Source organism: Pseudomonas sp. YQ_6 (genome assembly GCF_043103245.1).
Taxonomy (GTDB): Bacteria; Pseudomonadota; Gammaproteobacteria; order Pseudomonadales; family Pseudomonadaceae; genus Aquipseudomonas; species Aquipseudomonas alloputida.
The window spans coordinates 114058-131672 of sequence record NZ_JBICJR010000038.1 but is presented as its reverse complement, the minus strand read 5'-3'; the positions used below and the strand labels follow the sequence as shown (position 1 = coordinate 131672).

Genomic DNA, 17615 nt, shown 5'->3' with positions numbered 1-17615 from the left:
GGCTTACAGCAGCATGGTGCGGATATCGCCCAGCACGTCGCCCAGGCGCTTGGTGAAGCGCGCGGCGGCAGCGCCGTTGATCACACGGTGATCGTAGGACAGCGACAGCGGCAGCATCAGCTTTGGCTGGAAGGCCTTGCCATCCCAGACTGGCTGCATGGTCGCCTTGGAGACGCCCAGGATAGCCACTTCCGGCGCATTGACGATCGGCGTGAAGCCGGTGCCGCCAATGTGGCCGAGGCTGGAGATGGTGAAGCAAGCGCCTTGCATCTCGTCAGCCGACAGCTTCTTGGTGCGCGCCTTCTCGGCCAGTGCAGCGGCTTCGGCAGCCAGTTGCAGCAGGCTCTTCTGGTCGACGTTCTTGATCACAGGGACCAGCAGGCCGTCCGGGGTGTCCACGGCGAAGCCGATGTGCACGTACTTCTTGCGGATGATGGCCTTGCCGCTTGGTGCCAGCGAGCTGTTGAAGTCCGGCAGTTCCTTGAGCAGGAAGGCGCAGGCCTTGAGCAGCAGTGGCAGCACGGTCAGCTTCACCCCCGCCTTCTCGGCCACGGCCTTCTGCGCAACGCGGAAGGCTTCCAGCTCGGTGATGTCGGCAGAGTCGAACTGGGTCACGTGCGGCACGTTGAGCCAGCTGCGGTGCAGGTTGGCAGCACCGACCTGCATCAGGCGGGTCAGGGCCACTTCTTCCACTTCACCGAACTTGCTGAAGTCCACGGCAGGGATTGGCGGGATGCCGGCACCACCGGTCGCACCGGCGGCTGCCGGCGCTTCCTTGGCCTTCTGCATCATGGCCTTGACGTAGACCTGCACGTCTTCTTTCAGGATGCGACCGTGCGGACCGGTGGCAGCAACTGCGCCCAGCTCGACACCGAATTCACGGGCCAGCTGACGAACAGCAGGGCCTGCGTGAACCTTGGCATTGCTGCCAGCGGCCGGTGCGGTAGCAGCCGGTGCAGGGGCAGCAGCCGGGGCGGCAGCGGCAGGTGCGGCAGCCGGAGCAGCCTCAGCCTTGGCTGGTGCAGGAGCAGCAGCCGGTGCCGGCGCGGCAGCCGGGGCGGCACCCGCCACTTTCAGCTTGAAGATCAGGTCGCCAGTGCCGACTTCGTCTTCCAGCTTGCACAGCACTTCTTCGACCACGCCGGCGGCCGGCGACGGGATTTCCATGGAGGCCTTGTCGGACTCCAGGGTAATCAGCGACTGGTCGGCTTCGACGGTGTCGCCGACTTTGACCAGCACTTCGATGATCTTGGCCTTGCCCGACGAACCGATGTCCGGCACATGGATGTCCTGCACGCTGGCGGCAGCCGGGGCTGCGGCTGGAGCAGCAGGAGCGGCTTCAGCGGCTGGCGCTGGCGCCGCAGCCGGAGCTGCGGCAGCGGCCGGTGCCTCAGGGGCTGCAGCAGCGGCGCCCTCGGCTTCCAGGACCAGCAGCTCGTCGCCTTCTTTCAGGCGGTCGCCCAGCTTGACCTTCAGCTCCTTGATGACGCCGGCCTTGGGCGCCGGGATCTCCATGGAGGCCTTGTCGGACTCCAGGGTCAGCAGGCTCTGGTCAGCCTCGATACGATCACCGACCTTGACGAACAGCTCGATGATTTCACCTTCACCGCTGCCGATGTCAGGTACGCGAATGAGTTCGCTCACTTAAAAATACTCCTCAGCAGTCCAGTGGGTTGCGCTTGTCCGGGTCGATACCGAACTTGACGATAGCGTCTGCGACAACCTTGGGTTCGATCTCGCCACGGTCAGCCAGGGCTTCCAGGGCAGCCAGCACCACGAAGTGGCGGTCGACTTCGAAGAAGTGACGCAGCTTCTTGCGGCTGTCGCTGCGACCGTAACCGTCGGTACCCAGGACTTTGAACTCTTTGCTCGGTACCCACTGGCGAATCTGCTCGGCGAACAGCTTCATGTAGTCGGTAGAGGCGATGACCGGGCCTTTGCGACCGTTCAGGCACTGCTCGACGTAGGTCTGCTGTGGCTTCTGGCCAGGCTTCAGGCGGTTGGCGCGTTCCACGGCCAGGCCGTCGCGGCGCAGTTCGTTGAAGCTGGTGACGCTCCACACGTCGGCTCCGACGTTGAACTCTTCACGCAGGATCTTCGCAGCTTCGCGGACTTCGCGCAGGATGGTGCCGGAGCCCATCAGCTGTACGTGGTGTGCGGCTTCGCGGGTGTCCTCTTCCAGCAGGTACATGCCCTTGATGATGCCTTCCTCGACACCGGCCGGCATGGCTGGCTGCTGGTAGGATTCGTTCATCACGGTGATGTAGTAGAAGATGTCCTGTTGCTCTTCGGTCATCTTCTTCATGCCGTCCTGGATGATCACCGCCAGCTCGTAGCCGTAGGTCGGATCGTAGGTGCGGCAGTTCGGGATGGTGCCCGCCATCATGTGGCTGTGACCGTCTTCGTGCTGCAGGCCTTCACCGTTGAGGGTGGTACGGCCGGCGGTACCGCCGATCAGGAAGCCACGGGTGCGGCTGTCGCCAGCGGCCCAGGCCAGGTCGCCAATACGCTGGAAACCGAACATCGAGTAGAAGATGTAGAACGGCAGCATCGGCTGGTTGTGGCAGCTGTACGAGGTGCCGGCAGCGATGAACGACGACATGGCGCCGGCTTCGTTGATGCCTTCCTCGAGGATCTGGCCCTTCTTGTCTTCGCGGTAGAACATCACCTGGTCTTTATCGACTGGCTCGTAGAGCTGGCCGACCGACGAGTAGATGCCCAACTGGCGGAACATGCCTTCCATACCGAAGGTACGGGCTTCGTCCGGGATGATCGGAACGATGCGCTGGCCAATGTCCTTGTCCTTGACCAGCTGCGCCAGAATACGCACGAAGGCCATGGTGGTGGAGATTTCGCGGTCGCCCGAGCCGTCCAGGATCGCTTTCAGCGTTTCCAGTGGCGGGGTCGGCACGCTGAAGCTCTTGGCACGGCGCTGTGGCACGAAACCGCCCAGGGCGGCACGGCGCTCGGCCAGGTACTTGGCTTCGGCAGAACCTTCTTCCGGCTTGAAGAACGGCAGGTTCTCCAGGTCGGCATCCTTGACCGGGATGTCGAAGCGGTCACGGAAGTGACGCAGGCTGTCGACGTCGACCTTCTTGGTGTTGTGCGCGGTGTTCTTGGCTTCGCCAGCACCGGTGCCGTAACCCTTGATGGTCTTGGCCAGGATGACGGTCGGCTGCTCTTTGTGGTTAACAGCCTGGTGATACGCCGCGTAGACCTTGTACGGGTCGTGACCGCCACGGTTGAGCTTCCAGATCTCTTCGTCGGACAGGTCTTCGACCATGGCCTTGAGTTCCGGGGTGTTGAAGAAGTGCTCGCGAACGTACGCGCCGTCTTTGGCTTTGTAGTTCTGGTATTCGCCGTCGATGACTTCGTCCATGCGGCGCTGCAGGGCACCGTTGGTGTCCTTGGCCAGCAGTGGGTCCCAGAAGCGGCCCCAGACGACTTTGTTGACGTTCCAGCCACCGCCACGGAACACGCCTTCGAGCTCCTGGATGATCTTGCCGTTGCCGCGAACCGGGCCGTCGAGGCGCTGCAGGTTGCAGTTGATGACGAAGATCAGGTTGTCCAGCTTCTCGCGGCCGGCCAGGGCGATTGCACCCAGGGATTCCGGCTCGTCGCACTCACCGTCGCCCATGAAGCACCAGACCTTCTGCTTGCCGGCCGGGATGAAGCCACGGGCTTCCAGGTACTTCATGAAGCGTGCCTGGTAGATCGCCTGGATTGGGCCCAGACCCATCGAAACGGTCGGGAACTGCCAGAAGTCAGGCATCAACCATGGGTGCGGGTACGAAGACAGGCCGTTGCCGTCCACTTCCTGACGGAAGTTGTTCATCTGGTCTTCGTTGATACGGCCTTCCATGAAGGCACGGGCGTAGACGCCTGGCGATGCGTGGCCCTGGAAGAAGATCAGGTCGCCGCCGTGTTCTTCGGTAGGGGCCTGGAAGAAGTAGTTGAAGCCGATGTCGTACAGGGTGGCACTGGAGGCGAAGCTAGAGATGTGTCCGCCCAGGTCCGAGTCTTTCAGGTTGGTACGCATGACCATGGCCAGCGCGTTCCAACGCACCATCGAGCGAATGCGGCGTTCCATGAACAGGTCGCCAGGCATGCGTGCTTCGTGGGTGACAGGGATGGTGTTGCGGTATGGCGTGGTGATCGCATATGGCAGCTGGGAGCCACTACGGGTGGCCAGCTCGCCCATACGGGTCATCAGGTAATGAGCGCGGTCTTCGCCTTCTTTGTCGAGGACCGACTCCAGGGCATCCAGCCATTCCTGGGTTTCGATTGGATCGAGGTCTTGCATGGCTTGCTCCAGGGCGGAAAGGCAACCAGAATCGATTGCCTGAGATTGCGACTGGCCTTATGGGCAGACGTCGTGAATTCTTGGATTACCGGGGTGTCTTCCGGCGCGTTGTAGTTTTACTACATTTGCTTTCGCATTTCATGCTTTTACACGACACGAGTAGTAGTAAAACTACATTTGTGCGACGTTTGGTCGCACCTTGGCTTGTGAGGAAAAACGTTCATGTTGGTTGGCATTGTGTCGCGAACGGGTGGTTCTTGATGTTTGTTGCCAAGTTTTCGTTTTTTTCAGCTATTTCCAACTTTTGTACGACAGTCCAACCGTGGTCCGGCTTCCCCTTGGCCGCTTTTTCCCCTCTATTTCACGCCGATCAAGGATAGACCATGCGCCTACCTTTGCCCTCCGATCTGCCTGCCACCTTGCAGCCGCTGGTCACTCGCAACCAGCAGTTCATCAGCGACGCCGTGGCCGGCCACCCCGAACTCGACCTGCAGGCCTGGAGCCCGCTGCACCGGCAGCAGTTCGACCAGGTGGCTGCTGCCAGTGAATTCGTGCTCAGTTTGGCCCAGCGCGAGCCCGCCATGCTGTTCGCCCTGCTGGCCAGCGGCGAGCTGGAGCGGCGTTACGCCCCGGGCGAGCTGCGCGGGCAAATCGCCGCAACAGCGCAGGCGGCACAGAGCGAGGACGAGTTGGCGCGCAATCTGCGCCGCGCGCGCAACCGCCAGCAGCTGCGCATTATCTGGCGCGACATTACCCGTCAGGCGGAACTTGGCGAAACCTGCCGTGACCTGTCGGACCTTGCCGATGCGGCCATCGACGAAGCCTACCAATGGCTGTACCCGCGCCATTGCCAGCAATTTGGCACGCCCATCGGCAACCGCAGCGGCCAGCCGCAGCACATGGTGGTGCTGGGCATGGGCAAGCTGGGAGCGGTAGAGCTTAATCTGTCGTCGGACATCGACCTGATCTTCGGTTTCCCCGAGGGCGGTGAAACCGAAGGGGTGAAGCGCTCGCTGGACAACCAGGAGTTCTTCACGCGCCTGGGCCAAAGGCTGATCAAGGCACTGGACCCGGTTACCGTCGACGGCTTTGTGTTCCGCGTAGACATGCGCCTGCGTCCCTATGGTTCGGCGGGTGCCCTGGTGCTCAGCTTCAATGCACTGGAGCAGTACTACCAGGACCAGGGCCGTGACTGGGAACGTTACGCGATGATCAAGGCGCGGGTGGTGGCCGGCGACCAGGCGGCCGGCGCGCAGTTGCAGGAGATGCTACGCCCGTTCGTGTACCGCCGCTACCTGGACTTTTCCGCAATCGAAGCGCTGCGCACCATGAAGCAGCTGATCCAGCAGGAAGTGCGGCGCAAGGGCATGGCCGAGAACATCAAGCTGGGTGCCGGTGGTATTCGCGAAGTGGAGTTCATCGCCCAAGCCTTCCAGCTGATCCACGGCGGGCGTGACCTCAGCCTGCAGCAGCGGCCGTTGCTCAAGGTGTTGGCCACCCTCGAAGGCCAGGGTTACCTGCCGCCGGCAGTGGTCGCCGAGCTGCGCGAGGGTTATGAGTTCCTGCGCTATACCGAGCACGCCATCCAGGCCATTGCCGACCGCCAGACGCAAATGTTGCCGGAAGGTGAGACCGATCAGGCACGTGTGGCCTATGTGCTCGGTTTTGCCGACTGGCAGAGCTTCCACGACCAGTTGATGTACTGGCGTGGCCGTATCGACTGGCATTTCCGCCAGGTCATTGCCGACCCGGATGATGAAGACGGCGAAGGCGAACTGGTGGTGGGTGGTGAGTGGTCGCCGTTGTGGGAGCAGGCGCAGGATGAAGAAGCCGCCGGCCGGCAATTGCAAGAGGCTGGCTTCAAGCAACCCGCTGAAGCCTTGAGGCGCCTGGCCGGGCTGCGCTCCAGCCCGCAGTTGCGCTCGATGCAGCGCATCGGCCGTGAGCGACTTGACGCATTCATCCCACGGCTGCTAGCCCAGGCGGTGGAGCATGACAACCCCGACCTGGTGCTTGAGCGGGTGTTGCCATTGGTCGAGGCTGTGGCAAGGCGTTCTGCCTATCTGGTACTGCTGACCGAAAACCCCGGTGCCTTGCGCCGTTTGCTGACACTGTGCGCCGCCAGCCCGTGGATTGCCGAGCAGATTGCCCTTTACCCGCTGCTGCTCGACGAACTGCTCAATGAGGGCCGCTTGTTCAGCCCGCCCTTGGCGCCAGAATTGGCCAGCGAGCTGCGCGAGCGCCTGACGCGCATCCCCGAGGACGACCTGGAACAGCAGATGGAGGCGCTGCGCCATTTCAAGCTGGCCCACAGCCTGCGCGTGGCCGCCTCGGAAATCAGCGGCAACCTGCCGTTGATGAAAGTCAGCGACTACCTGACCTGGCTGGCGGAAGCCATCCTCGATCAGGTGCTGGCCTTGGCCTGGCGCCAGACCGTGGCTCGCCACGGCCAACCCAAGCGCAGCGACGGCAGCCTGTGCGACCCGGGTTTCATCATCATCGGTTACGGCAAGATGGGCGGCCTGGAGCTAGGCCACGGTTCGGACCTGGACCTGGTCTTCATCCATGATGGCGATCCGCAGGCGGAAACCGACGGTGCGAAGCCTATCGACAGCGCGCAGTTCTTCACGCGTCTGGGGCAGCGCATCATCCACCTGCTGACCACCCAGACCAACTCGGGCCAACTGTACGACGTGGATATGCGCCTGCGCCCGTCCGGCGCCTCGGGCCTGCTGGTCAGCTCGCTGGGCGCCTTCGAGCGCTACCAGCAGAACGAAGCCTGGACATGGGAGCACCAGGCGCTGGTGCGGGCCCGTGTGCTGGTGGGTTGCAAGCAGGTGGGTGCGGCATTCGAAGGTGTGCGTGCCAAGGTACTGGGCCAGGCCCGCGACCTGGAAAAACTGCGCGCCGAGGTGAGTGAAATGCGCGCCAAGATGCGTGACAACCTCGGTACCAAGGCTACGGCTGCCGGTACCGCGGCGAACGCCTTCGACGCCGGCGTACCCTTCGATATCAAGCAGGATGCCGGCGGTATCGTCGATATCGAATTTATGGTGCAATACGCCGCTTTGGCCTGGTCCCATGACCATCCGGCCATACTTCGATGGACCGATAACATCCGCATTCTGGAAGAGCTGGAGCAGGCGAACTTGATGCCGGCCAGTGACGCGGTGCTGTTGCGTGAAGTGTACAAGGCGTTCCGCTCGGCCTCCCACCGCCAGGCCCTGCAGAAGGAGGCCGGGGTGATCGATGCGGCGCAGTTTGCCGATGAACGCCGTGAAGTGCGGCGGATCTGGGGTGAGTTGGGTTTAAGCTGATACCGTGTTGGCTTATTCGCGGGCAAGCCCGCTCCCACAGGTACTGCACAGGCCCTGAGCAGTGTGCAATCCCTGTGGGAGCGGGCTTGCCCGCGAATAGGCCATGTGAGTGGTACACTGTCCGCCACATAGCCTGAATATAAAGAGGGGAGGCCAGGCTGTACCGCAGCCTGTAGCCTCCCCGAGCGTTTCTGGACTAAGCATGAGAATACTGATCATTGGCCCCAGCTGGGTCGGCGACATGGTGATGGCGCAGACTCTGTTCCAGTGCCTGAAACAGCAGCACCCCGACTGCGTGATCGACGTGCTGGCCCCTGAATGGAGCCGGCCGATCCTCGAACGCATGCCTGAGGTGCGTCAGGCCTTGAGCTTCCCGCTCGGCCACGGCGCGCTGGAGCTGGCCACGCGGCGGCGCATCGGCAAGTCCCTGGCCGGCCAGTACGACCAGGCCATCCTGCTGCCCAACTCGCTCAAGTCGGCGCTGGTGCCCTTTTTTGCCGGCATTCCCAAACGCACCGGCTGGCGTGGTGAAATGCGCTTCGGCCTGCTGAACGATGTGCGCAAGCTGGACAAGGCCCGCTATCCGCTGATGATCGAGCGCTTCATGGCCCTCGCTTACGCACCCGGCGCCGAGCTGCCGCAGCCATACCCGCGCCCCAACCTGCAGATCGAAGCGCAAAGCCGTGACGCCGCCCTGGCCAAGTTCGGCCTGGAACTGGACCGTCCGGTACTGGCGCTGTGCCCTGGCGCCGAGTTTGGCGAAGCCAAGCGCTGGCCGGCAGAGCACTATGCCGCTGTGGCCGATGCGATGATTCGCCAAGGCTGGCAAGTGTGGCTTTTTGGCTCGAAGAACGATCACCTGGTCGGTGAGCAGATCCGCGACCGGCTGATTCCGGGGCTCCGTGAAGAGTCGTCCAACCTGGCCGGTGAGACCTCGCTGGCCGAGGCCATCGACCTGATGTCCTGCGCCCATGCCGTGGTGTCCAACGACTCCGGCCTGATGCACGTGGCCGCTGCGCTGAACCGTCCGTTGGTGGCGGTGTACGGCTCGACTTCACCCGGCTTTACCCCGCCGCTGGCTGAACAGGTGGAAGTGGTGCGCACCGGTATCGAGTGCAGCCCGTGCTTTGACCGCACCTGTCGCTTCGGCCATTACAATTGCCTGCGTCTGCTGGAACCGGGCAAAGTGATTGCCGCCCTGCACAGCCTCAGCGGACCGGACCTGATCGATACCGTGGCCGAGGTCGACTAAGTGCGGGTACTGATCATCAAGACCTCGTCGCTGGGGGATGTCATCCACACCCTGCCGGCGCTTACCGATGCCGCCCATGCCATCCCCGGCATCCGTTTCGATTGGGTGGTGGAAGAAGGCTTCGCTGAAATCCCCAGTTGGCACCCCGCGGTCGACCAGGTCATCCCGGTGGCGATCCGTCGCTGGCGCAAGAACCTCTGGCAAACCATCAAGAGTGGCGAGTGGAAGGCGTTCAAGCAGCGCGTGCGCGAGCGCAAGTACGACCTAGTGATCGACGCCCAGGGCCTGGTCAAGTCGGCCTGGTTGACCCGTTACGTGAAGGCACCCGTAGCCGGCCTGGACCGCTACTCGGCGCGCGAAGGCTGGGCCAGCCGCTTCTACGACCGGCCTCTGTCGGTCGCTACCGGCCAGCACGCGGTGGAGCGGGTACGCCAACTGTTTGCCATGGCCCTGGCCTATGACCTGCCAGAAGGCATCGGCAACTACGGCCTGGACCTCGACCGCCTGCAACTGCCGCCGGCCGCGCCCTATGTGGTGTTCCTGCATGGCACCACCTGGGCGACCAAGCATTGGCCCGAAGCCTACTGGCGCGAACTGGCCGAGCGCATGGGCCGGCGCAAGCTGGAAGTGCGCCTGCCTTGGGGTAATCCGGCTGAGAAGGCGCGGGCCGAGCGAATTGCCCAAGGCTTGAACAACTGCCAGGTGCTCCCCAAATTGAACCTTGCCGGCGTCGCTCGTGTTCTGGCGGCGGCAAAGGCCTGCGTGGCGGTCGATACCGGCCTTGGCCACCTGGCGGCGGCACTCGATGTGCCCACCATTTCGCTGTTTGGCCCAACCAACCCGGGCCTGACTGGCGCCTACGGACGGACCCAGATTCACCAGGCCAGTGACTGGCCTTGCGCTCCCTGCCTGCAGAAGAAGTGCACCTACAAACCGCGCGCCGATGACCTGGCCCGGTTCGATCTGAAACGCGAGTGGCCGCTGTGCTTCACTCGCCTGAATCCCGAGCATGTGGCGAGCCGTTTGAGCGCGTTGCTGCTGGCTGAGGATGTCCGTTGATGCAACTGGCTTTCGTGCTTTACAAATATTTCCCCTTCGGCGGGCTGCAGCGCGATTTCATGCGCATTGCCCTGGAATGCCAGAAGCGGGGCCACCAGATCCGTGTGTATACGCTGATCTGGGAGGGTGACATTCCGCCGGGCTTCGAAGTGCTGGTGGCGCCGGTGAAGGCGATTTTCAACCACCGCCGCAACGAGAAGCTCAGCGCCTGGATGGCCGCCGACCTGGCCAAGCGCCCGGTCGACCGCCTGATCGGCTTCAACAAGATGCCAGGGCTGGACGTGTACTACGCCGCCGACGGCTGCTTCGAGGACAAGGCGCAGACCCTGCGCGGTGGCTTGTACCGTCGCTGGGGCCGCTACCGGCACTTTGCCGAGTACGAGCGTGCGGTGTTCGCCAAGGACGCCCATACCGAAGTGCTGATGATTTCCGAAGTGCAGCAGCCGCTGTTCATCAAGCATTACGGCACCCCGGTAGAACGCTTCCACCTGCTGCCGCCAGGCATTTCCCAGGATCGCCGTGCGCCGGCCAATGCCGCCGAGATCCGCGCTGAGTTCCGCAAGGAATTCAACCTGGGCGATGACGACCTGCTGCTGGTGCAGATTGGTTCAGGCTTCAAGACCAAAGGCGTGGACCGAAGCCTCAAGGCACTGGCTGCGCTGCCGTCGGCCCTGCGCAAACGCACCAGGCTGATGGTGATCGGCCAGGACGACCCCAAGGTATTCCAGCTGCAAAGCGCTACCCTGGGCCTGGGCGACCAAGTGCAGTTCCTCAAGGGCCGCAGCGACATCCCGCGCTTCCTGCTGGGCGCCGACCTGCTGATTCACCCGGCGTACAACGAGAATACCGGTACGGTGCTGCTCGAAGCATTGGTCGCCGGCTTGCCGGTGCTGGTGTCCAAGGTGTGCGGTTATGCCCACTACATTGCCGAGGCCGACAGCGGCCTGGTGCTGGACGAGCCGTTCGAACAAGACCAGCTCAACGGCTATCTGCAGCGCATGCTCGAAGACCCGCAGGCGCGTGCCAGCTGGTCGCGCAATGGCCTGGCGTTTGCTGATAGCGCCGATCTGTACAGCATGCCGCAGCATGCTGCCGACGTGATCCTGGGGCAAAAAACCGCATGAAGCTGATATTGGCCGAACCCTTCAAACGCCTGTGGGCCGGGCGTGATGCATTCGACGCCGTGGAGGCGCTGCAAGGCGAGGTCTATCGCGAGCTGGAAGGGCGCCGCACGCTGCGCACCGAAGTGGCTGGCGAGGGCTTTTTCGTCAAGATCCACCGTGGCATCGGCTGGGGCGAGATCTTCAAGAACCTGTTCACCGCCAAGTTGCCGGTGCTCGGAGCCGGCCAGGAATGGCGGGCGATCCAACGCCTGCATGAAGTGGGCGTGCCGACAATGACCGCAGTCGCCTACGGCGAGCGCGGCAATAACCCGGCCGCGCAGCACTCGTTCATCATCACCGAAGAGCTGGCGCCGACCATCAGCCTGGAAGACTTCAGCATCGACTGGGTCAAACAGCCGCCCGAGCCGCGCCTGAAGCGTGCACTTATCGCCGAGGTGGCGAAGATGACCGGCGGCATGCACCGCGCCGGGGTCAACCACCGCGATTGCTACATCTGCCATTTCCTGCTGCACACCGACCGACCGGTGACGGCGGATGACTTCAAGCTGTCGGTGATCGACCTGCACCGCGCGCAAACCCGTGCCAGAATCAGCCGCCGCTGGCGCGACAAAGACCTGGCTGCGCTGTACTTTTCGGCCCTGGACATCGGCCTGACCCAACGCGACAAGCTGCGCTTCCTGCGCGGTTACTTCCAGCGTCCGCTGCGGCAGGTGCTGAAGGACGAAGCCGCGCTGCTCGCCTGGCTGGAGCGCAAGGCCCAGAAACTCTACGATCGCAAGCAACGCTATGGGGATGCACTCTGATGGCGAGTTGGACACTGGCGCCGGGGTACGAACACCTGGCGGCGGACTTCGGCAGCCTCGACGCGGTGTTCGCCCTCCAGGGCGAACGGCTGACCCGCGACCCGCTCAGTGAGGTGGTACGCATCGAGCGTGACGGGATCAACTACTACGTCAAGCGCTACACCGGGGCCGGCAAGCACATGCGCCGGTACCTGGGACGGCCACGCATCAAGGCCGAATGGCAAAACCTCAAGCAGTTCGCCAAATGGGGTATCCCCACTGCCGAAGTCGTGGCCTGGGGCCTGGAGCGCAACGGCCTGGCCTTTGGCCGTGGCGCGATGATCACCCGTGAACTGCCGCGCACCGAAGACCTGTCGGCCCTGGCCGAACACAACGATGCGCGCTTGGCCGACCGCGCCTGGGTTGACCATGTCAGCCGTCAACTGGCGCGCCATACCCGGGTCATGCACGAACACCGCTTTGCCCATAACGACCTGAAGTGGCGCAACCTGCTGGTCGATGACCAAGGCACGCTATTCTTCATCGACTGCCCCACCGGCGACTTCTGGCGCGGTTTCATGTGGCGCCACCGGATGATCAAGGACCTGGCATGCCTGGACAAAGTGGCCAAATACCACCTGTCAGCTACTCAGCGTCTGCGCTTCTATCTGCAATACCGTGGCCGCGACCGCCTGAATGTGCGTGACAAGAAGCGCATTCATCGGGTACTGGGCTTTTTCGAGGGAAGGGAATGACCGATTACCTGGCCAGCGCGGACCTCGCGCTGCTCAAGCGCCATGGCCTGGACAACTTCGAGGCGCTGTGGGCACTGCAACTTGATGCTGTGGACGAACCCAACACCGGCCGTGGTGGCTGGAGCAGCGTCTTCCGTCTGGAACTCGAAGGCAAGGGCTACTACCTCAAGCGCCAGAGCGACTACCTGACCCGTACCTTGCACCGGCCGTTCGGCGAGCCCACCTTCGCCCGCGAATTCCGCAACATCAGTCGCTACCAGAAGCTGCGCATTCCGGCATTGCAGGCGGTGTTCTACGGCGAACGCAAGCAGGGCGGCACGCACCGGGCTATCCTGATGACCCGCGCCCTGGACGAATGGGCCGACCTCGACAGCCTGCTGGCGCAGTGGCCGCAGTTGGGTGAGGCCGAGCGTACTGGCATCCTGCAGGCCTGCGGCCAGCTGGCGCGTACCCTGCACAGCGCCGGCCAGGTGCATGGCTGCTTCTACCCCAAGCACATTTTTCTGCGTCAACGCCGCGAGGGTTGGGACGCGCAATTGATCGACCTGGAAAAGACCCGGCCGCTGCTGTTCGGCATGCGTGACCGCCTCAAGGACCTGGAACCGCTGCTGCGCCGCGCGCAGGCCTGGCGCGTGCAGGATGTACGTACTTTGCTGGCTACCTACCTGGGGCAGCCGGCTGACGGCGCGCTGGTCGACACCTGGCTGCAACGGCTGACGCAACGCCGTCGTGAAAAAGAGGCCCGCTGATGCGTTTGTCTGAACTGAAGGATGCCGGGCGCAGCCCGGCGCTGCCCCTGAGTATCACGTTGGTTGATGCCGCCGGCAGCGCCGACTTGCAATTGCTCAGCCTGCTGCGCGTGCTGCCGGGCCAGCGTTATGTGGGCGCTGGTGTCTGGCGTGGCACACCGGTGCTGGCGAAGTTGCTGGTCGGGGGTAACGCCGCGCGGCATTTCCAGCGCGAACTGCAGGGTGTGAAGTTGCTGGCCGAACAAGGCCTGACCACACCGACGCTACTGGCCGACGGCCTCAAGGAAGGCGAGGGCGGCTGGCTGCTGTTCGAGTTCCTTGACGGTGCCCAAAGCCTGGCCGATGCCTGGGCCGCAGTGGAAAACCTGCCTGTGCTGGCGGACGAGCAGCACCTGGTACTGGGCGAAGCGCTCACGGCTGTGGCGCACATGCACGCCCGAGGCCTTTGGCAGGAAGACCTGCACCTGGACAACCTGCTGCGCCATGCCGGCAAGCTGTACCTGATCGACGGTGCGGGCATCAGGGCGGAAACACCCGGTCAGCAGTTGTCGCGTCCACGGGTGCTGGAAAACCTCGGGGTGTTCTTCGCCCAGTTGCCCAAGCGCCTGGAGCCGTTCATCGAAGAGCTGCTGGTGCATTACCTGCTGGCCAATGCCGAGCATGCGTTGCCGCTGGAAGCGCTGCAGAAACAGGTGGACAAGGTGCGCAACTGGCGCCAGAAGGACTATCTGGACAAGGCTGGCCGCGAGTGCAGCCTGTTCAGCGTCCAGCGCACCCTCTCGGGCTTGCAGGCGATCCGTCGCAGTGAGGTCCAGGCCATGCAGCCTGTACTGGAGCAGGCCGATGCGCTGATCGACAAGGGCCATTTGTACAAGACCGGTGGCGCTGCCAGCGTGGCGCGCATCGAGGTCAATGGTCGCCAGTTGGTGATCAAGCGCTATAACATCAAGAACACCGCACATTGGTTCAAGCGCTTCTGGCGCCCGAGCCGAGCCTGGCATTCCTGGATTGAAGGCCACCGCCTGGAATTCCTCGACATCGCCACGCCACGCCCCCTCGCGGTGCTGGAGCAGCGGGTGCTGGGCCTGCGCAGCCGTGCTTACCTGGTCACCGAGTTTGTCGACGGCCCGGACCTGACGGCATGCTTCGCGCCCTACGTCGAAAGCGGCGATGCGCCCGAGGAGCAGGTGGATGCCTTGGTGCACGTGATGCAGCAGCTGATTCGCGAACGCATCAGCCACGGCGACTTCAAAGGCCATAACCTGTTCTGGCACAACGGCCAGTGGTCGCTGATCGACCTCGATGCCATGTGCCAGCACGCCACCCAGCTCAGCTTCGCCCCGGCCTATGCCCGTGACCGGGCACGGCTGCTGCGCAACTGGCCCAATGGCAGTGCCTTGCATCAGCGGCTGGATCGGTTGTTGCCAAAACTGGTCGACTGAGGCCGCCGGTTCCGGCTGTCAGTGGGCCGGCGGTGGTTGATCTGGCAGTGTCAGCCAGTCACTGCTGCGCCCTGCCTGGCGAACGCGTATCAGCCACTGGCCGTTTTCGTGGCGCAGCACCGCCCACGGCACCACGCCGGCGTTGCTGGCAACGGCAATCTGCAAGTGGTAATGATCCGGCAGCAAGTGGCGGCGCACAGGCAACTGCCCGTTCTCGAGCGCCAGGTACAGCTGCTCGTCAGCCTGAAAAAGCCCTTGTTCGATGTTTACCGGCAAGCCGGCTACAGGCGTTTGCAGATAGCAGTCCTGCAGTAATTGCGTCAGGTCGGGCAGCCCGTCGTACCAGAGCACCGGTGAGTCGATGACCCACTGCCCGTCGGCTTTGCGCTTGAGCGGTTGCTGCAGATAGGCATCTGGCTGGTCAGGGTCGATGGCCCGCCAGCGGTAGCCGTCGAAGCTGACCTGGTAGTAGCGGTTGTTGCTGTCCTTGACGAAATACAGCGACAGCCCACCAAACGCCGAGCTTTGCTCGTATACACCCTCACCGTAGATACCGTCTATGCGATACCGGAGGCTGCTGCTGTCCGGTTGAGCCTGGAAGCGTGCGGGCAGCGGCAGTGGCGGTTGTTTGGGTATTCCGCGCAGGGACCGGCGTAGCACTCTGGAACCGAGAAAACTGGTACCTGCATCGTTGAGGTGGCTAAGCGCCTGATAGGAATGCCGCATCACCCCTTCAACATCCTCTTGGTTGAAGGCCTCGATGCCGTCCAGGATATCGATTGCCATGCGGCCAATCGACAGCACCAGCAACGCGCGGTTGGGCAGCAGCAGGCTGATGAAATCCAGCAAACGCCAGCTCAGCGCCATGACCGACTCCGCATTCACTTCGCTGGTCGTCATGCTGTCGGCATCGGCCTGGGCGATCAGCGCCCGGGCCTCGGCCATGTAGTAGTCGAAGAAAAGGTCGTCTTTGACCTCGGGCGTGGTCAAATGCGTGCTCAGGCGCCCCTTGTCCAGCAGCCGCTGCACCGTGGCGGCAGGCAGCAATGGCAGGCGCTGGGCTACGTATGCTCTCAACGCGGGCTGTTGGCGCAATGTGCGAAGTAGTTCGCGGGTTGTGCGAAAACGGCGCCAGGCCCTGCGATCCGGGGCATCCGGGGTGTACAGCACGCATGCCGGAGACTTGTAGGGGAGGCTGTTGAGCAGAAGCACGCCCTGCAGGGTATGGCCCATGATGTTCAACTGCCGAACAGTGACCGGGTAGCCTGCTACTGGCGCACGCAAGGCATTGTGTGGTTGGTCCAGCACTGCGCGCACCCAGTTGTAGCCATGTTCGAAAGGGTCTTCGCCAAAGTGTCCGGCGTAGCGCGCCTTGACTGCTTCAGCGTGCATGCGTGCACGGTTGACCTTGCTATGCGCAGTCAGGCGCCATTTGCCCGCTCTGGAACTGATGAGTTGGGTGTGCAGGTACTTTGCGTAGCTGTCACCCACGTTCAGTTCCCGGACCATGTGCTTGACATACTGCGGCGTGAGCCCGGCGGGCATGGCTTTGCCGTGGGCATGGATTACCCGGGCAGTCAGCCAGTAGTCGGTGTCGAACCACGGCAAGTTCTTGAGGGCGATCTCTTCGAGGGTGTTGATTTCCTCGACCATTTCCACCATCTCGTGGCCCACGCGTCGCATGCCTGCATAGGTGACATAGGATGAGAGGGCGAAGGGATGCATGATGGCGCCCGTGCGGCGGGCGCGTACGACGACGATCTTGATCTCGCGAGGATCTGTGTCGTACCCCAGGTCATGGCTCAGGCGCTCGCGAAGGCGTGCGTTGGCCCAGGCCAACAGGCTATTGCGTTGCTTGAAGTCGTTAAGGCTCAGCACTCCCGGGGCAGCAGCCTGCTCGGCGATTGCCACCAGCGTTTGCATGGCCTGCATCATATGGCTCAGGCCTTGCGCAGATGTATTGCGCAGCCAGTTGGGCAGATTCTTCTCAAGCAATTGGGAGTAGCGTGTTTGCAGGATGGGTTTGGCGCCGACTTCGGGCCATAGCGCCAGGGCTTTATGTATTCGGGTGTGCTGGTCGGGTGAGCCGTTGCTCCACAAGCTGGTGTCACTCAGGCGTTGGCGTTGGGTTTCTATCACACTGTCGATCTGGGCCTCCAGCAGGCTGTCGGCGTACCAGTCATAGCGCAGGCGCTGTGACCGGCGAGCGCGGTCCGCCTGCGTGTCAGTGTACAGATGCAGCAGCGGTCTGCTCTGGAGTGGGTCTTCCAGGCGTTCGCAAAGCTCCTGGTGCAGTGCGCCAAGGGAGTCGAAAGCCTCTATGCCTTGTGACAGGCTGCACAGCAAGGCAGCGCCTGCGGCATCCTGAGGCGTAAGCATATGGCCTTCGGCGGTACCGGCAACGATGATCAGTGTGCCTGGCAGGTAGCTTCGCCAGTTGGGCCGTAGGCCTTCCAGCAGAACGCGGTAGACCTGTGGCCTTTTGGCCTGGGGCATATGCCTGCGCTGGGAGGGGAGTGGCTGTTGCAGGCAGGCCCATAGTTGATCGGCTGAGCGGTAGCCCAAGGTCTCGTCGCCCAGGCGCAGTTCAACCTCGGCCAGCATCAGCGCCTTGCGCAGTGCCAGCAGTTTTTGTCTGGGGGTTTCACCATGCTCATCGGCCGTGGTCCAGAAGCTGGCCAGTTCGCCGTGCAGCCAGGTGCGTGTGTCGGGGTTGATGGGGTGTTGAAGGGCGAGGGTCGGAATGCCGTCGAGCAGGTCACCGATTTGTCGGTCGATCTGTTCCAGTTGTTCGAGGGGGCGCATGGGGTGGTTCCTTGGTTGAGGAAAACC

11 protein-coding genes are annotated in these 17615 nt (G+C 63.1%); 8 read left to right on the top strand and 3 right to left on the bottom strand.

The genetic code is table 11. From position 1 onward, the window contains the following. Positions 1-3: 3 nt before the first annotated feature. Positions 4-1644, bottom strand: a complete 1641-nt coding sequence (aceF, locus tag ACF8FG_RS12395) for a dihydrolipoyllysine-residue acetyltransferase (RefSeq protein WP_003255652.1) — start codon at positions 1642-1644, stop codon at positions 4-6. Positions 1645-1657: 13 nt separating this feature from the next. Beyond that, entirely contained in the window at positions 1658-4303 is a 2646-nt protein-coding gene (gene aceE / locus ACF8FG_RS12390; protein WP_019437055.1) for a pyruvate dehydrogenase (acetyl-transferring), homodimeric type, read from the bottom strand. A 383-nt stretch (positions 4304-4686) separates the two neighbouring features. On the opposite strand from aceE, the gene glnE reads away from it, so the two are divergent. From glnE to ACF8FG_RS12350, 8 genes are all read left to right on the top strand, one after another. Continuing rightward, positions 4687-7620, top strand: coding sequence for a bifunctional [glutamate--ammonia ligase]-adenylyl-L-tyrosine phosphorylase/[glutamate--ammonia-ligase] adenylyltransferase (gene glnE, locus ACF8FG_RS12385; RefSeq protein ID WP_014589403.1), 2934 nt, complete (start codon positions 4687-4689; stop codon positions 7618-7620). A 202-nt stretch (positions 7621-7822) separates the two neighbouring features. Next, a complete protein-coding gene (gene waaF / locus ACF8FG_RS12380) occupies positions 7823-8872 on the top strand; it encodes a lipopolysaccharide heptosyltransferase II (protein WP_318081828.1) in 1050 nt (349 codons plus the stop codon). Continuing rightward, positions 8873-9931, top strand: a complete 1059-nt coding sequence (gene waaC, locus ACF8FG_RS12375) for a lipopolysaccharide heptosyltransferase I (RefSeq protein ID WP_014589404.1) — start codon at positions 8873-8875, stop codon at positions 9929-9931. Further along, entirely contained in the window at positions 9931-11055 is a 1125-nt protein-coding gene (locus tag ACF8FG_RS12370; RefSeq protein WP_003255647.1) for a glycosyltransferase family 4 protein, read from the top strand. Before waaC ends, ACF8FG_RS12370 begins: the two co-directional genes overlap by 1 nt. Then, entirely contained in the window at positions 11052-11858 is an 807-nt protein-coding gene (gene rfaP, locus ACF8FG_RS12365; protein WP_014589405.1) for a lipopolysaccharide core heptose(I) kinase RfaP, read from the top strand. The genes ACF8FG_RS12370 and rfaP overlap by 4 nt, the downstream gene beginning before the upstream one ends. Beyond that, positions 11858-12592, top strand: coding sequence for a lipopolysaccharide kinase InaA family protein (locus ACF8FG_RS12360; RefSeq protein ID WP_014589406.1), 735 nt, complete (start codon positions 11858-11860; stop codon positions 12590-12592). Before rfaP ends, ACF8FG_RS12360 begins: the two co-directional genes overlap by 1 nt. Further along, positions 12589-13341 (top strand): lipopolysaccharide kinase InaA family protein, encoded by a 753-nt coding sequence (locus ACF8FG_RS12355; protein WP_076402460.1) that lies wholly within the window; start codon positions 12589-12591, stop codon positions 13339-13341. Before ACF8FG_RS12360 ends, ACF8FG_RS12355 begins: the two co-directional genes overlap by 4 nt. After that, complete coding sequence (locus ACF8FG_RS12350) at positions 13341-14783, top strand: lipopolysaccharide kinase InaA family protein (protein ID WP_014589408.1); 1443 nt, start codon at positions 13341-13343, stop codon at positions 14781-14783. The genes ACF8FG_RS12355 and ACF8FG_RS12350 overlap by 1 nt, the downstream gene beginning before the upstream one ends. 18 nt (positions 14784-14801) lie before the next feature. Here ACF8FG_RS12350 and ACF8FG_RS12345 read toward each other — a convergent pair whose 3' ends face one another. Beyond that, a complete protein-coding gene (locus tag ACF8FG_RS12345; RefSeq protein WP_318081827.1) occupies positions 14802-17588 on the bottom strand; it encodes a dermonecrotic toxin domain-containing protein in 2787 nt (928 codons plus the stop codon). Positions 17589-17615: the final 27 nt, after the last annotated feature.

What these genes read in the sequence shown, in the direction of transcription:
- ACF8FG_RS12345 (WP_318081827.1), bottom strand. Translation starts at nt 17,588, where the DNA reads ATGCGCCCCCTCGAACAACTGGAACAGATCGACCGACAAATCGGTGAC.
- ACF8FG_RS12350 (WP_014589408.1), top strand. Translation starts at nt 13,341, where the DNA reads ATGCGTTTGTCTGAACTGAAGGATGCCGGGCGCAGCCCGGCGCTGCCC.
- ACF8FG_RS12370 (WP_003255647.1), top strand. Translation starts at nt 9,931, where the DNA reads ATGCAACTGGCTTTCGTGCTTTACAAATATTTCCCCTTCGGCGGGCTG.
- ACF8FG_RS12360 (WP_014589406.1), top strand. Translation starts at nt 11,858, where the DNA reads ATGGCGAGTTGGACACTGGCGCCGGGGTACGAACACCTGGCGGCGGAC.
- waaF (WP_318081828.1), top strand. Translation starts at nt 7,823, where the DNA reads ATGAGAATACTGATCATTGGCCCCAGCTGGGTCGGCGACATGGTGATG.
- ACF8FG_RS12355 (WP_076402460.1), top strand. Translation starts at nt 12,589, where the DNA reads ATGACCGATTACCTGGCCAGCGCGGACCTCGCGCTGCTCAAGCGCCAT.
- rfaP (WP_014589405.1), top strand. Translation starts at nt 11,052, where the DNA reads ATGAAGCTGATATTGGCCGAACCCTTCAAACGCCTGTGGGCCGGGCGT.
- glnE (WP_014589403.1), top strand. Translation starts at nt 4,687, where the DNA reads ATGCGCCTACCTTTGCCCTCCGATCTGCCTGCCACCTTGCAGCCGCTG.
- aceE (WP_019437055.1), bottom strand. Translation starts at nt 4,303, where the DNA reads ATGCAAGACCTCGATCCAATCGAAACCCAGGAATGGCTGGATGCCCTG.